The organism is Niveispirillum sp. SYP-B3756 (assembly GCF_009495745.1).
Classification (GTDB): Bacteria; Pseudomonadota; Alphaproteobacteria; order Azospirillales; family Azospirillaceae; genus Niveispirillum.
The window spans coordinates 786731-801794 of sequence record NZ_WIDQ01000001.1; the positions used below are offsets into that span (position 1 = coordinate 786731).

The following is a 15064-nucleotide window of genomic DNA, read 5'->3' on the forward strand; positions in this document are numbered from 1 at the left end:
CCACCCACTCCTAGGACCGACCCACGCTGATGATGACGTGCAACACACGCCGCCGCCAGACGGGGATACGGAGCACCAGGAGCCACGACATTTTACTCATGTCGTCACCTCCGAGTACGGCGGGCCGGCCTATTCCGGTCCGCCGTTTTCATTTCTGCATGACATAAAAGAGAAAGCCAACAGGGTTTCCCGTTGAAGGGGAGTGCTGGGTGGAACTGGCTGACTGTGGACTCAAGCCGCCGATTCGGTTATCGTCGGAAGCAGGTGGAACGGTACTCGTAATACCGTCCCACCCACTCCTAGGCCCGACCCACGCTGATGACGACGTGCAACACACGCCGCCGCCAGACGGGGATACGGAGCACCAGGAGCCACGACATTTTCTGCATGTCGTCACCTCCGAGTACGGCGGACCGGCCCATTCCGGTCCGCCGTTTTCATTTCTGCATGACATAAAAGAGAACGCCAACTGGGTTTCCCGTTATGGGGGAAACACCCTGCTCTCTTACGTCACCCCGGAAAGCGCAGGCTGACGCGCAGACCGGGGGGTTCCATGCCGGGGCGGTGATCATCCAGCAGCAGGTCGGCATCATGCAGCCGGGCAACAGCGGCCACCAGGGACAGGCCCAGCCCATGGCCCGGCGTACCGCGATGCGCCTCCAGCCGGACAAAACGTTCCAGCACCTTGTCCCGCTGGTCAGCGGGGATGCCGGGGCCATCATCGGCCACGCTCAACAGGGGCCGCCCGCTGGCCAGATCATGGCCCGCCGCCACCTGTACATGCCCGCCGGGGCTGGCGTACTTCACGGCGTTTTCCACCAGATTGCTGGCCAGTTGGGCCAGCAATTGCCGGCTGCCACTGACACTGACCGGATCGGCATTGACCAGTTCCAGGGTCAGGCCCTTTTCTTCTGCCAGCGGTTCATAAAGCTCCGCCACCTCCGCCACCAGGGCGGACAGGTCCACCGGCTCGAAATCCGCCCGCGCCCGGCCGGTTTCCGCCGCCGCAATGGTCAGGATGGCGTTGAACACGCCCAGCAGCCGGTCGATCTCCGCAATTGCCTGTTCCAGCGTGGCGGCCTGGGCATCCGGCAGGTCGGGTTCCAGTTGCGCCAGTTCCAGCCGGGCGCGCAGGCGGGACAAGGGCGTGCGCAGATCATGCGCCACATTGTCCGTCACCTGCCGCATCCCCAGCATCAGGCGCCCGATCTCATCCAACATGCGGTTCAGCTTGGTGACCAGCCGGTCGATCTCATCGCCCGATCCCGTCACCTCCAGCCGGTCGGCGAAGGAACCGGCGGTGATGCGGTCGATGGTGCGGTTGATCTTCTCCACCCGCTCCGCCACCCGCCGGCTCATATAGACAGCCCCGATGGTGCCAATGACCAGGGCCAGGGAGACGGCCCAGATCATGCCCAGCAGGATTTGCCCGCGCAGCAGGTAACGGTCGGTCATGTCATGCCCGACCAGCAGCCAGCCCAGATCATGCACCGGCAGGATGATGGCGACGGCAGAGCGTTTGCGCCCTGGCTCCCCCCGATTCTTGATGTCGAATTCGATCCAGCCGGCGGCCGTATTAGGCAAGGGCCAGTTGGCCAGATTGCCGGCGATGATCTCCCCCGTCGGGCTGGCGACGGCATAGATCATGTCGGTACGGTGGTCCCCTGCCCGTTCAGAGATCAAGCGCAGCAGGCCGATCCGCCCGCGATCATTCATCGCGTTGGACAGTTCCTGCACCTCCCGCAGCACGGTTTCTTCCGTGTGGCGGTTGATGAAGCCGGCCGTGAACCAATAGACCACGGCCAGCACCACCACCACCGACAGGGTGAACAGCCCCAGATGGAAGGCGGCCAACCGGAAGGTGGTGGTGCGCAGAAAGCTAAACCGGCTCACGCAACGAATATCCCGCACCACGGACGGTATGGATCAGCGGCACCTCGTGATCCTTGTCGATCTTCTGGCGCAGCCGGGCGATATGCACGTCGATCACATTGGTCTGGGGGTCGAAATGATAATCCCAGACATTTTCCAGCAGCATGGTGCGCGTCACCACATTGCCGGCATTGCGCAGCAAATATTCCAGCAACTGGAATTCGCGCGGCAACAGGTCCACCGGTTTACCCGCGCGCTTCACCGTGCGGGCCAGCAAATCCATCTCCAGATCGGCGATCTGCAATTTGGTGACGGGGCCGCCGCTGCCGGCCCCCTTGGTGCGGCGCTGCATCACCTCCAGCCGGGCCAGCAGCTCGGCAAAGGCAAAGGGCTTGGTCAGGTAATCATCGGCCCCGGCGCGCAAGCCTTTCACCCGGTCATCGACGGAGCCCAGCGCCGACAGCACCAGGGCCGGGGTGTCATTACCGGTGGCGCGCAGCACCTCCAGCAGGGACAGCCCGTCACGGCCCGGCAGCATCCTGTCCACCACCAGCGCGTCATAGGGTTCTGAGGCGGCCAGGAACAGCCCGTCGCGGCCATTATCGGCATGGTCCACCACATGCCCGGCCTCTTTCAGGCCCTTGGTCAGGTAATCGGCGGTGGCGCGGTCGTCTTCGATGACAAGGATCTTCATGATCGGACCAGTCTAGCCTCTCTGTCGCATGACGCCAACGTGATCTGCTCGCGGGCGAAACAGCAAGCCCCCCGAGAATGCCAAGGGCATTCCCATGCCCCTTGGCATACGGCGGCGACCGCCGCCGCGCGGCACGTGCCGCGTTAGCCAAGCCGCCGGAGGCGGCGCCCGGCATCTGAGGGAACATATAAACTCCTTTATCAAGGGGTCTGAACAAGGCCCCTTGATAAAAGAAAAGGGCCGGGCGGTTGGGGAACCGCCCGGCCGCCAGGCAGGGGTAATGGGAATAGAGAGACAGGGATGGGCCGCCGGAAACGTCGGGGTGGGGTGTGTTTCCGGCGGCGCCAGGATCGGGGGCGGGGGGAAGTGGGGGACTGTGGGGTGTTGCCCGCCGATCCATGAGACCAACCTAACCCCGCCCCCGTGACAGCCCCCTTTCACGAAGATGAACAAAGTTTCATCCAATCGGGCCTTGAAAACGGGCAGAACAAAACCTGGGGCAGCCACTGCCCGGATGACAGAATTTTCATCGGCCTGACAGATCGGCGTTGGCCACCTTCTGTCAGGATGCGTTCATCGAAATAGCCACCGCCGCCGGCCAGCGCCGGCCCCAATGGTGGCGTAACAAGAATGGAGCAGACAGATGACCGTCCGTAAGACCGGGGCCCTGCGCCGCCATATGGGTGCTGCCCTGTTGGCCGGCACCGCCCTGCTGGGCGGCTTTGTGCCAGCCTTCGCCCCCCATGCCTTCGCCGCCCCGTCGGAAGTGATGGAAAAGGGCGGTGTCGCCGATCTGGTGGAGCGTGTGTCGCCCGCCGTCGTCACCATCACCGCCGCCAAGAACGCCCCCGACCGCCCGGTGATGCGCGACATGCCACCGGGCTTTGAAGAATTCCTGCGCCGCTTCGGCGTGCCAGGATTGCCGGATGGCCAGGGCGGCGGCAATGGCGGCGGTGGCCGCGCCCCGCAGGCCCGCGCGTTGGGTTCCGGCTTTGTCTTTGATACGTCGGGCTATGTTGCCACCAACCGCCATGTCATCGCCGATGCCGATGAGGTGACGGTCACCTTCCAGGATGGCACCGAACGCGCCGCCGAGATTGTCGGTGAGGATGAGCGCACCGATCTGGCCGTACTGAAGGTGAAGGCCGACAAGCCGCTGGCCGCCCTGAAATTTGCCGACAGCGACAAGGTGCGCGTGGGCGATGTGGCGATTGCCGTGGGTAACCCGTTCGGCCTGGGCGGCACGGTGACCGCCGGCATCGTGTCGGCCCGCAGCCGCGCCATCGGCTCCGGCCCCTATGATGATTACCTGCAGCTTGATGCCTCCATCAACCGGGGCAATAGCGGCGGGCCGACCTTCAACATGGCCGGCGATGTCATCGGCATCAACACGGCCATCTTTTCCCCCAATGGCGGCTCGGTCGGTATCGGTTTTGCCATCCCATCCAACATGGCCAAGCCGGTGCTGGAGACGCTGAAACAGAACGGCAAGATTGATCGCGGCTGGCTGGGCGTCAGCCTGCAGCCCATGACCAAGGAACTGGCCGACAGCCTGGGCCTGCCCAAGGCCGAAGGTGCCCTGATTGCCGGCGTGGAACCCAAGAGCCCGGCGGAAAAGGGCGGGTTGAAGGCCGGTGACGTGGTGCTGTCCGCCGATGGCAAGCCGATGAAGGATACCCGCGACCTGGCCCGCCATGTCGGCATGGTCAATCCCGGCGCCAAGGTGGATCTGAGTGTCTGGCGCGATGGCAAGGAGCGCGACATGAAGATCACCGTCGCCCAGGCCCCCACCAGCCCCGACCAGCGCATCGCCCGTGGCGGTACCTCCAAGGATGACGGGACCGAGGTTGCAGGGCTGAAACTGTCCAGCCTGAACGACCAATGGCGTCAGCGCCTGCAACTGGATGACGACGTGACCGGCGTTGTGGTGCTGGATGTGCCGGGCGATGTGGAAGGTCTGCGCGCCGGTGACGTGATTCAGTCCGTCAATAACACGCCGGTCGCCAAGCCCGCCGACGTGTCGGCCCAGGTGAGCGCTGCGGCCAAGGCCGGTCGCAAGAACGCCCTGGTCCAGGTTCGTCGGGGTGATGCCAGCGCCTTCCTGACCATCCCGGTCAAGCCGGTCTAAGCTATCTGCGCCTGAAACAGGACGCCGCCGCCGGCCCCACCGTCGGCGGCGTTTTTATGCGTGCATGAGCACAGCTTTCGCCGTGGCAACAACGTTATACTGCCACCACAGCAACCTGCCCCCCGGTGTAATGATGAATGGCGAAATCCGGCAATTGGCCGAACAGCTTCTGGAAAACGGTGAATCGGGACTGTCCGACAAGGAGCGGCGCGTGCTGGCCCGCATCGCCCATCGCCGCGCCATCAGCCGCAATGCCCGCGGCGAGTTTGAAGCCGCCATGCCGTTGGGCGACCGGATGGCCGATCAGGTAGCCCGCATCGGCGGTTCCTGGGCTTTCGTTATCGGCTTCGGCATCTTCATGCTGGCCTGGATAGCGCTGAACGCGGCTTGGTTGGGTTTCGACTGGGATCCCTATCCCTATATCCTGCTGAACCTGATGCTTTCTACCCTGGCGGCCCTGCAGGCCCCCATCATCATGATGTCGCAGAACCGCCAAGCCGCGAAGGACCGGGCACAGGCCAATATGGATTACGAGATCAACCTGAAGGCCGAGCTGGAAATCATGGCCCTGCATGAAAAGCTGGACCGGATGCGTACCGATCAGGTGGAGCAGATGTTAACCCGCCAGCAGGAGGAAATTGCCCTGGTGCGGGCAGCGGTGGAACGGCTGCATCTGGGGTGATAAGGCTCTGGAAAATTTCTCCATTTTTTCAAGTATTTAACCGTCATTCCCGCCTTCGCGGGAATGACGGTTTAAAAAAGCTGCACTCAAATTTTACCGGCCCCCGTAAAGCTCACCCCTGCTCCATCACCTTGCGGATCAGGGCCTTGGCCTCCTCACTGTCCCAATGGGCACCGCCGGCCAGACGGCCGACCTCGTTCCCCTTGGCATCCACCAGAATGGTCAGCGGCAAGCCTTCCTTGATCGGGAATGCCTTCATGCTGGTCATTTTCTGGTCCAGATAAACCGGCAGATGCTGAATGCCGGCCTTTTCAAAGAAGGGCTTCACCACATTGATGCCGGCCCGATCCACGGAAATGGCCACCACCTGGAACCGATCACCACCCAGTTCGCCCTGCAACTTATCCAGCGACGGCATTTCCTTGATACAGGGGGCGCACCATGTCGCCCAGAGATTGACCAGCAGCACCTTGCCCTTCAGACCATCCCAGGCCACCGGCTTGCCATCGGCATCATTGACCGTCAGCACCGGCAGGGCGGGCCGGTCGGGGCTGGGCACGAAGGGTCTTGATTCCCCTTGAAAGGCCGGCAACGGGCCAGCGGATGTGGAATTTTCCGCCGCCAGGGCAGAGCCCCCCGCTAAGAGAATTGCTGTACCCGCAGCCACGATTGTTGCGATGCGTCGGAAAATCGCCATTCTGCCCTCTTGAAACCGTTGTGCGGGGGGCCGAACCATTTGGCCTGCCCCGCGTGACAGAGTTCGTGTCATCGTCCCCCGACGTCAACCCCGGAAGCGACCGATCCCGATGTCTGACCAGAGCAAAGCCGCCCCGACCGCCGCCAATGCAGCCGATGCCAATGCGCTGTGGGGTGGGCGATTCGCCAGCGGTCCCGCCGCCATCATGCAGCAGATCAACGCCTCCATCGGCTTTGACCAGAAGCTGTGGGCGCAGGATATTGCCGGGTCCAAGGCCCATGCCACCATGCTGGCCTCACGCGGGATCATCAGCGGCGCCGACCGCGATGCCATCCTGGCCGGGCTGGATCAGGTGGCCGGTGAGATTGCCGCCGGCCAGTTCACCTTCACGGTGGAAAATGAGGATATCCACATGAATGTGGAATCCCGCCTGAAGGAGATTATCGGCGAACCAGCGGGCCGGCTGCACACGGCGCGTTCACGCAATGATCAGGTGGCGACCGATTTCAAGCTGTGGGTGCGCGATGCGCTGGACCGGCTGGATGGCGACCTGAAGGCCTTGCAGGAAGCCCTGATCGACCGGGCGGAAGAATATTTCGACACCATCATGCCCGGCTTCACCCATTTGCAGACGGCCCAGCCGGTGACCTTCGGGCACCATCTGCTGGCCTATGTGGAAATGCTGGGCCGCGACCGTTCCCGCGCCCGCGATGCCCGCGCCCGCCTGAACGAATGCCCGCTGGGCAGTGCGGCCCTGGCCGGCACGCCCTATCCGATTGACCGCGAAATGACGGCGGGCCTGCTGGGCTTCAACGGCCCCACCGCCAATTCGCTGGATGCCGTGTCCGACCGCGATTTCGCCCTGGAATATCTGGCGGTCGCCTCCATCGCCGGCACGCACCTGTCGCGGCTGGCGGAAGAGATTGTGATCTGGTGCACGACGCAGTTCCGCTTCATCCGCCTGTCGGATGCCTTCACCACCGGCAGTTCCATCATGCCGCAGAAGCGCAACCCGGATGCCGCCGAACTGGTACGCGCCAAGGTGGGCCGTGTCATTGGCGCGCTAAATGGCCTGCTGATCGTGATGAAGGGCCTGCCGCTGGCCTATTCCAAGGATATGCAGGAAGACAAGGAACCGGTCTTCATGGCCGATGAGACCCTGGCTTTGTGCCTGGCCGCCACCACCGGCATGATCCGCGACATGGTGGCCGATCCGGCATCCATGCGCCGCGCGGTGGAAGCAGGCTTCCCGACCGCCACCGATCTGGCCGACTGGCTGGTGCGCAGCCTGGGCATTCCCTTCCGCGACGCCCACCACATTACCGGCCGCATCGTGAAGCTGGCGGAACAGGCGGGCTGCGGTCTGGCCGATCTGCCGCTTGACCAGATGCAGGCGGTGCATCCCGGCATCAATGAAGGCGTCTACGCCGTGCTGACCCTGGAAGCCTCGGTCAACAGCCGCACCAGCTTTGGCGGTACGGCACCGGAACGGGTGAAGGCCGCCGTGGCGATGGCAAAGGCGCGGTTTTTGTGAGGGTTTGCTCCCTAGGCGTTCGGGACAAGGGTTGAGTAATTAACCACCGTCACCCCGGCGAAGGCCGGGGTCCAGAGTCACAAGCGCTGTGCTCTACGAACTGGACCCCGGCCTTCGCCGGGGTGACGGTGATGATGAAGTCAGCCAGCCTGATCGCTATCCCTTCCCCCCAACCAGGATGCCCCGCCCATGCGCACCACCCTTATCCTCCTCGCCCTGCTGGCGCTGGCCGGTTGCGGCATGAAACCGAACTTCCCCAAGGCGCCGCCGGGCAGCCCGCCGCCGCGCACCTATCCCGATCCGGCCACCGATCCCAAGCCGGCCAAGAGCCCGACCAACCCGTCCCAAGCCGACTGAGGTACTGCCGCAATGACCTGTTTCCCCACCCCCGGCTTCCATTATGTCGACGGCACCCTTCATGCCGAGGGCGTGGCGCTTTCCCGCATCGCGGCGGAGATCGGCACGCCCACCTATGTCTATACGACCGAAGGGTTGAAAGCGGCGTGGCGCGCCTATGCCAATGCCTTTGCCGGCCGGGATGTGGATATCTGCTACGCGCTGAAAGCCAATTCCAATCTGGCCGTCGTGCGCACCCTGGCCCAGTTGGGGGCCGGCGGCGATGTGGTGTCGTCGGGCGAAATGCACCGGGCGCTGGCCGCCGGCATCCCGGCGGACAAGATCGTCTTTTCCGGCGTCGGCAAGACGCGGGAGGAGTTGGCCGAGGCGCTGCGCGCCGGCATCCACCAGATCAATGTGGAAAGCCTGCCCGAACTGGACATGCTCTCATCCGTGGCGGTGGAACTGGGTGTTGAGGCCCCCATCGCCATCCGCATCAACCCGGATGTGGATGCCGAAACCCATGGCAAGATCGCCACGGGCCGCAAGGAAGACAAGTTCGGCATCGATTACGGCCATGCCTCTGCCGCCTATGCCAAGGCCATGGCCCTGCCGGGGCTGAACCCGGTGGGCATCGCCGTGCATATCGGTTCCCAATTGCTGAAGACGACGCCGTTCCGTCAGGCCTTTGGCAAGCTGGCCGGGCTGGTGCGGGAGCTGCAGGCCCAGGGCGTGCCGCTGTCCCGTATCGATCTCGGCGGCGGTCTGGGCGTGCCCTACAAGCCTGACGATGCCAGCCCGGATTATCCGGCCTATGCCCAGGCCATCACCGACACGGTGGGCGATCTGGGCTGCCGGGTGACGCTGGAGCCGGGCCGGTCGCTGGTGGCCGCTGCCGGTCTGCTGCTGGTCCGCACCATTCATGTGAAGGATGGGCTGCATCGCCGCTTCCTGGTGGTGGATGGGGCCATGAACGACCTGATCCGCCCCGCCATGTATGAGGCATGGCATACGGTTGTACCGGTGGCCCAGCCCGCCGCCGATGCCGCCCTGGAACCGGCGGATATTGTCGGCCCGATCTGCGAGACGGGGGACACCTTTGCCCGCCAGCGGCCCATGCCGCCGGTGGTGCCGGGCGACCTGCTGGCCTTTTTGACCGCCGGGGCCTATGGCGCTGCCATGTCTTCGACATATAATTCCCGTCCATTGGTGGCAGAGGTGCTGGTATCCGGGGCGGAATATGCGGTCGTTCGCCGCCGCCCCAGCTTCCAAGAAAGCCTGTCGCTGGAAAAAATGCCGGAATGGCTCTCGCCGCGTGGCTGAAAAGCGCGGTAGTCTGTTGCGGTAAGTGACAAGGGGCTGTCGGTGCGAACCGGCAGCCCATGACAGCCGGATCGAGATGGACCGTCGCCCCGAAGACCAGAAGGCAACCAGCGTCACGCGCACGCCAGCAAAGGCCCCGCGCGATCCCGCCGCCCGCCGCCTGCGTCTGGCCCGGCTGGTGCTGGATGCGGAGGCGCTGTGGCGCGGCCTGTGGCGGCCCCTGACGGGGGGCGGCCTGTTCCTGGCTTTGGCCTGGATGGGGCTGTTCATCGCCATGCCGGCCTGGCTGCATGTCCTGATGCTGCTGGGCACGCTGGGCGGCATCGGCTGGCTGGGCTGGCGTGACCTGCGAGGGTTCCGCCGTGCGACGGTGGAGGAGGCGCGCCGCCGGGTGGAGCAGGACAGCGCCCTGCCGCACCGGCCCTTGACCCAGTTGAATGACGGGATTGCCGGCGGGGCCGGCGATCCGCTGGCCCATGCCCTGTGGCGGGCGGCACAGGAACGTGCCCGCAAGCAGGCGGCCCATACGACATTGGGTGCCCCCCGCCCGGTGGTGACAGCGCGCGACCCCTGGGGCCTGCGCGCCATCCCCGTGCTGCTGTTGGCCGTCGGTGCCACGCTGGGCTGGGGGGAACTGGGCAGCCGTTTCACCTCTGCGCTGCTGCCCTCCATCGGCCTGTCGCAGATCGGCGCGCCCACCACGCTGGATGCCTGGGTAAAACCGCCCGATTATACCGGCCAGCCGCCACTGTTCCTGACAAGGCAGAAACCGGCGGATGGGGCGGAGGCGGGGCCGGTGGCGCTGCCGCAGGGCAGCACCTTCACCGCCCGGCTGACCGGTGGTTACGGCACGCCCAAGCTGAAGGCCAACGGGGAAGAGGTGCCGTTCCAGCCGGTGGCCGGTGGCGGCTGGCAGGTGGAACTGGCCATCCGTGAAGGCGACAGCATCGCCATCCGCCAGGCCGGGCGGGAAGTGGCGGCCTGGGATATCCAGGTGGTGCCCGATACGGGCCCCGGCATCGCCTTCCGCACCGCACCGACAGTGACGGAACGCCAGGCCGTGCGGCTGGATTATACCGGGGCGGATGATTACGGCATCACCAGCGTTACCGCCACGGTGACGCTGGACAGCGACGATATCGCCCCCACCATCGACCGCACGCCGATTGACATCCCCCTGCCCGTGCCGGCCCGCAACAAGCGGGAAGTGACCGGCGTGGGGTATGAGGATTTGACCGGCCATCCCTGGGCCGGGCTGCCGGTGCAAATCCGCCTGCGCGCCCAGGATGGCGCCGGGCAGACGGGGCAGAGCAGTGAGCGCAAGCTGGTGCTGCCGGAACGGGTGTTCAACCACCCGGTGGCCCGCGCCATCATTGACCAGCGCAAGGCGCTGATCCAGGCCGGCGACGCCGCCCGCCCCATGGCAGCGCGGGAGCTGAACGAGATTTCTGCCCGCCCCGGTGCCTATAATGGCGATCCGGTCGCCTTCATGGGGCTGCGCGCCGCCATTGCCCGGCTGATGCTGAACCAGTCGCCCGGCGCGCTGCCCAGCACGGTGGCCCTGCTGTGGGATGTGGCGCTCAGGATTGAAGATGGCGGCGTGGCGCTCAGTGAGCGCGACCTGCGCAGCGCCCAGCAGGAATTGATGGAGGCACTGGACCGCAACGCCTCTGACGCAGAGGTGGAACAGGCCATGCAGCGCCTGGAACAGGCGATGCAGCAATTCATGGATGCGCTGGAACGCCAGGCGCTGGAACAGGCCCGCAACGGCCAGCCCCCGCCGCAAGCCCAGGCCCCCGCCGATCCCAACACCCAGGTGATGAGCCGGGAGGATGTGGAACGGATGGTGCAGCAGATGCGCGACATGGCACGCGCCGGCGGGCGCGATGCGGCGCGGGAAATGCTGTCGCAATTGCAGCAGATGATGGAAAACCTGCAAAACGGTGCCCCGCCCCCGCCGCAGACGGCGGAAGATGCGGCCCGCCAGCAGGCCATGCAACAATTGTCGCAGAAGCTGCAGGACGTCCAGCGCCAGCAGCGCGAATTGCTGGATGAGACATTCCGGCAGGCGCAGGAAGCCGCCCCGCCAGAACAGAATATGCAGATGCCGGGCTTCGGCCTGCCCAACCGCCAGGGCCGCCGCCCCAGCCCGCAGCAGGGGGAGCAGGGCCAGCCCGGTGGCCAGCCACCCGGCCAGGGGGCGCAAGGCCAGGGCCAGGGAACCGGCGATGCCGCCGCCCGGCAGCAGGCCCTGCGCCAGCAACTGGGCGAGGTGATGCGCCAGTTGGGGGAGATGGGCAACGGCCAGATCCCCCAATCGCTGGGCGATGCCGAACGCGCGATGCGCGACGCCCAGCAGGCCTTGGGCCAGGGCAATGCCGCCCAGGCCATCCCGTCACAGAATCAGGCCCTGCAGCAATTGCAGGAAACCCTGCAAGCCATGCAGCAGCAGATGGCCAACCAGCAGGGCCAATCCGGCGGCCAGCGCACCCAGACCGGCCGCCAGCAAGGCCGCGACCCGCTGGGCCGCCCGCTGCCCGGCAATGGCAATATGGGCGGCGAAGACGTGAAAATCCCCACCCAGGGCGATGTACAGCGCGCCCGCGAAATCCTGGAAGAACTGCGTCGGCGGGCGGGGGAACAGAACCGGCCGAAGCAGGAGCGGGATTATATTGACCGGTTGCTGAACCGGTTTAATGGGGGGTGAGGGGGGGAATGTAGTGGGCGGAGGTTAATCCTAAGCACCTGAACATAGCAGTTCTGCAATACACTCCAATAAATGAACTGTGTGCAGTCGATGTATTTTTAAATACAGGAGAAATATAAATGAACTCAAATAGAAACGCAACTATCTGGATACCGCTTATTCTCGGTTTAGCTAGCGTATTGATGGGGATCACGCTCGCAAAATACTGGGAAGAACTCCCCAAATGGGCTTCGGGCGTTGGAACTTTAATTGCGATGGCGCTCGTAGCCTGGGCTGTTCGCCTCGCTTATCAAAAGAACCAACCAGAGCGGCTCCCCGGAGGGGCAGGCGGCTCCGCCTCTGCCCTCGGTGAGGAAAGCGAGGCAATAGGCGGACAAGGCGGCGATGCAGGATTGGGGGGCGGTGGCAGCGGTGGGGCGGCAAAAGCAGAGGGAAAACGATCCCTCGCTAAAGGTGGAAACGGTGGCAAAGGTTAGAGATCTGCGCTGGAAGAACTGCGTCTACCCTCTGGCTGCCCATAAAATTTGAGCAATAGACCAGCCAAATCCACTGCAAGTTCAGGTGTGAGCGTTACAGCATGAGTAAATACGGGGTCTCGCCGCCCATCGGGGCTAACCGCAGGTCCGCTATTTCCAAACGCGATTCGAACAAAGTCCTTGGACTCCGGCGTAAAGTAAAATGTTGTCGCTGCGAACTCCGGCATACCGGGCCTAAAAATCGCTTGCCACAGTTTAAGCGACAGGCCATTGACAACCTGATTCTCATCCATAGGAACGACTTTCGACAGTAAGGGGGGAGTAAATGACACGAAAGGGCAGTGGTGGGCATGGCGGTAACGCCAATGCATATGGAGAAGACAGTATTGCAGAAGGCGGCTCAGGGGGAAACGCCGTTATAGGCAATGGTGGTGATGGCGGGAACGCTACAGCGGCAGCAGATAGAAGTCATGCTATTGGGGGGAAAGGCGGACGCGGAGGCATTGGTCCAGGCGGAAAGGGTGGTGACGCACATGTCTTTCCCGATGGGACCTTGTTAGAAGATTGCTTTAGCGAAGATGAACCCGGCCACTTGGTAGTTAGACCAAATGACACATACATAACCATCAATGGCAAAATTATCGCGTTAGCGCGAGGTGGCCAGAATGGAGAGGAAGGTGGTCGAGGTGGGGACGGGTACGTCGTTGGCAATGATTCATTCTCGGCCGGCGGCCAAGGTGGTGAAGCAATGCAGCCTGATGGCCGTGGTGGTCGAGGTGGGCGGGCATTCATGTCTGATGAGTTCGCGAAACGCTTCGGTATTGAACAAAAAAGTCATATGCGTTGGCCTTATTACGAGCCTATAACTGAACCGGGACGGGGTGGCGATGCTCCCGATACCCCGCAATACAAGGCCCGGCGGCTAATCGTCGAGCAGATTAAGAAAAAATACTTTACCCATAAAGGTTTTCCGTTGGACAAAGTGTGGTGGGATCGCGAAGTGGTGCCCATTGCGTGGATTAATGAGCAACTTGAACATGAAGGTCATCTATGGCGCACAATCATAGTGGATGATGAATATGAGTTCTCTGACCTCGATCAACAATAAAAAATATACCAAACACAATTAAAATAAATCAAATCAAATAAATCAAAAATATTTCTAATTAATTTTCGATTTTTAACTCAATCTATATAATATAAATATTAAATTACGTCAAACAAACAGAGAATCGTAAAGTTTTTATTTCACATTATGCAGAAAATGAATCTTGAAAGTGACAATCAGTTCGATCCTGCTGATATCTGCTTTTAGGGGTGATGAAACTAATCTAGAGGTCCGAACGGCGCGGCGATCCCTATTCCTTTCAGCATGGACACTCCCATCCGTCAGGCAAAAAAACGCCCGCATCCAACCAGCCATCACCGGAAAAATCGTGGTGCGCCCGGCAGGACTCGAACCTGCTGCCTCCAGTTTAGGAAACCGGCGCTCTATCCTGATGAGCTACGGACGCAAACCACGGGGGACGATATAGCGTCATTCGGCGGGGGACGAAAGGGTGAAACTGTCAAAAAATCACCCTTCCCTGCCGCAGCGGCGGCCCCGGCGTTACATCAGGCCGGCGCTTTTGAAGCTGACATAGCGGCCACCCTTGCCGATGATCACATGGTCATGCACCACCACGCCCAGGGCGGTGGCGGCGGCCATGATCTGTTTGGTCATCTCAATATCCGCCCGGCTGGGCGTGGGGTCGCCGCTGGGGTGGTTATGCACCAGAATCACCGCAGAGGCGCTGAGTTCCAGCGCCCGGCGCACCACCTCTCGCGGATATACCGGCGTATGGTCCACCGTGCCGCGCTGCTGCACCTCGTCCGCGATCAGGGTGTTCTTGCGGTCCAGGAACAGCAGGCGGAACTGTTCCACCGGTTCATGCGCCATGGCCCCGGCGCAGTAATCCAGCAGCTTCTGCCAGGATGACAGGATGGGCTGGCCGATCACCTGTTGGCGCGCCATGCGCAACCCGATGGCCCCCACCACCCGCAAGGCGGCGATGATGCCATCGGAAAAGCCGAAGCGGGCCTTCAACTGTTCCGGGCTGGCCTGGGTGACGGCCCACAGGCTGCCGAACGCCGCCAGCAGTTCCTTGGCCAGCGGCTTCACATCGCGGCGGGGAATGGCCTGGAACAGCAGCAGTTCCAGCAATTCATAATCCTGCAGCGCATCCGGCCCGGCAGACAGGAACCGTTCCCGCAGCCGGTCGCGGTGGCCGTGATAATGCGGCTTTTCCGCTTCGCTTGCCGGTTCTGCTGTCGCTTCGGTGGCGGGGGCGGGTTTGGTGGGTTTGGCCTTGCGGCGGGCGGGGGCATCGCCGCCGCCGGCCAACATGCGGGCCAGCAGATCATCGTCTGCTTCCACCGACGCGGCCATCGCCTCGCCCAGCGCACCCTGTTTGCCCGTCATGCGCAAAACCCCAGCTTGCCCGCCCCGCTGCATACTTGATTACAAGTGTCGGCGAAGGCGGGCAAGGGGGCAGGTGTAAAAACTGCGCCGGTTACCCGGCGGAGGTGTAGTGCCTGATCAGCAAGGGTGTCTGAGTGGGCAGGATCAATCAGCC

11 protein-coding genes and 1 tRNA gene are annotated in these 15064 nt (G+C 63.2%); 7 read left to right on the forward strand and 5 right to left on the reverse strand.

All coding sequences use genetic code 11. The features are described from left to right. Window positions 1-510 precede the first annotated feature (510 nt). Both GE253_RS03730 and GE253_RS03735 read right to left on the reverse strand, forming a co-directional pair. A complete protein-coding gene (locus GE253_RS03730) occupies window positions 511-1893 on the reverse strand; it encodes a HAMP domain-containing sensor histidine kinase (RefSeq protein ID WP_348770770.1) in 1383 nt (460 codons plus the stop codon). Then, window positions 1880-2566, reverse strand: coding sequence for a response regulator transcription factor (locus GE253_RS03735; RefSeq protein WP_153202735.1), 687 nt, complete (start codon window positions 2564-2566; stop codon window positions 1880-1882). The genes GE253_RS03730 and GE253_RS03735 overlap by 14 nt, the downstream gene beginning before the upstream one ends. Before the next feature lie 643 nt (window positions 2567-3209). Here GE253_RS03735 and GE253_RS03740 point away from each other — a divergent pair. Further along, complete coding sequence (locus GE253_RS03740; protein WP_153202736.1) at window positions 3210-4694, forward strand: DegQ family serine endoprotease; 1485 nt, start codon at window positions 3210-3212, stop codon at window positions 4692-4694. 64 nt (window positions 4695-4758) lie between these two features. Then, window positions 4759-5376: a DUF1003 domain-containing protein gene (locus GE253_RS03745; RefSeq protein WP_211101327.1), complete on the forward strand. Its 618-nt coding sequence runs from the start codon at window positions 4759-4761 to the stop codon at window positions 5374-5376. Window positions 5377-5488: 112 nt separating this feature from the next. On the opposite strand, the gene GE253_RS03750 is transcribed toward GE253_RS03745, so the two are convergent. Then, window positions 5489-5935: a TlpA disulfide reductase family protein gene (locus GE253_RS03750; RefSeq protein ID WP_348770771.1), complete on the reverse strand. Its 447-nt coding sequence runs from the start codon at window positions 5933-5935 to the stop codon at window positions 5489-5491. Window positions 5936-6182: 247 nt separating this feature from the next. Here GE253_RS03750 and argH point away from each other — a divergent pair, with 247 nt between their 5' ends. The 5 genes from argH to GE253_RS03770 all read left to right on the forward strand — a co-directional run bounded on the left by argH (window position 6183) and on the right by GE253_RS03770 (window position 13557). Continuing rightward, complete coding sequence (gene argH / locus GE253_RS03755) at window positions 6183-7607, forward strand: argininosuccinate lyase (RefSeq protein WP_153202738.1); 1425 nt, start codon at window positions 6183-6185, stop codon at window positions 7605-7607. Between the two features lie 189 nt (window positions 7608-7796). Continuing rightward, a complete protein-coding gene (locus GE253_RS25770) occupies window positions 7797-7964 on the forward strand; it encodes a hypothetical protein (protein ID WP_173012471.1) in 168 nt (55 codons plus the stop codon). A 12-nt stretch (window positions 7965-7976) separates the two neighbouring features. Then, window positions 7977-9266, forward strand: a complete 1290-nt coding sequence (lysA, locus tag GE253_RS03760; RefSeq protein ID WP_153202739.1) for a diaminopimelate decarboxylase — start codon at window positions 7977-7979, stop codon at window positions 9264-9266. Window positions 9267-9342: 76 nt separating this feature from the next. Then, a complete protein-coding gene (locus GE253_RS03765) occupies window positions 9343-11973 on the forward strand; it encodes a TIGR02302 family protein (protein ID WP_153202740.1) in 2631 nt (876 codons plus the stop codon). Between the two features lie 801 nt (window positions 11974-12774). After that, window positions 12775-13557, forward strand: coding sequence for a hypothetical protein (locus GE253_RS03770; protein ID WP_153202741.1), 783 nt, complete (start codon window positions 12775-12777; stop codon window positions 13555-13557). A 329-nt stretch (window positions 13558-13886) separates the two neighbouring features. On the opposite strand, the gene GE253_RS03775 is transcribed toward GE253_RS03770, so the two are convergent. Continuing rightward, window positions 13887-13963 (reverse strand) — tRNA-Arg (locus GE253_RS03775). 95 nt (window positions 13964-14058) lie between these two features. After that, complete coding sequence (gene radC, locus GE253_RS03780; RefSeq protein WP_247878448.1) at window positions 14059-14910, reverse strand: DNA repair protein RadC; 852 nt, start codon at window positions 14908-14910, stop codon at window positions 14059-14061. Window positions 14911-15064 lie beyond the last annotated feature (154 nt).

Excerpts from the sequence above, each read along its gene's own strand:
- GE253_RS25770 (WP_173012471.1), top strand. The coding sequence starts at position 7,797 with ATGCGCACCACCCTTATCCTCCTCGCCCTGCTGGCGCTGGCCGGTTGC.
- GE253_RS03765 (WP_153202740.1), top strand. The coding sequence starts at position 9,343 with ATGGACCGTCGCCCCGAAGACCAGAAGGCAACCAGCGTCACGCGCACG.
- GE253_RS03735 (WP_153202735.1), bottom strand. The coding sequence starts at position 2,566 with ATGAAGATCCTTGTCATCGAAGACGACCGCGCCACCGCCGATTACCTG.
- GE253_RS03745 (WP_211101327.1), top strand. The coding sequence starts at position 4,759 with ATGAGCACAGCTTTCGCCGTGGCAACAACGTTATACTGCCACCACAGC.
- GE253_RS03770 (WP_153202741.1), top strand. The coding sequence starts at position 12,775 with ATGACACGAAAGGGCAGTGGTGGGCATGGCGGTAACGCCAATGCATAT.
- radC (WP_247878448.1), bottom strand. The coding sequence starts at position 14,910 with ATGACGGGCAAACAGGGTGCGCTGGGCGAGGCGATGGCCGCGTCGGTG.
- lysA (WP_153202739.1), top strand. The coding sequence starts at position 7,977 with ATGACCTGTTTCCCCACCCCCGGCTTCCATTATGTCGACGGCACCCTT.
- GE253_RS03740 (WP_153202736.1), top strand. The coding sequence starts at position 3,210 with ATGACCGTCCGTAAGACCGGGGCCCTGCGCCGCCATATGGGTGCTGCC.
- argH (WP_153202738.1), top strand. The coding sequence starts at position 6,183 with ATGTCTGACCAGAGCAAAGCCGCCCCGACCGCCGCCAATGCAGCCGAT.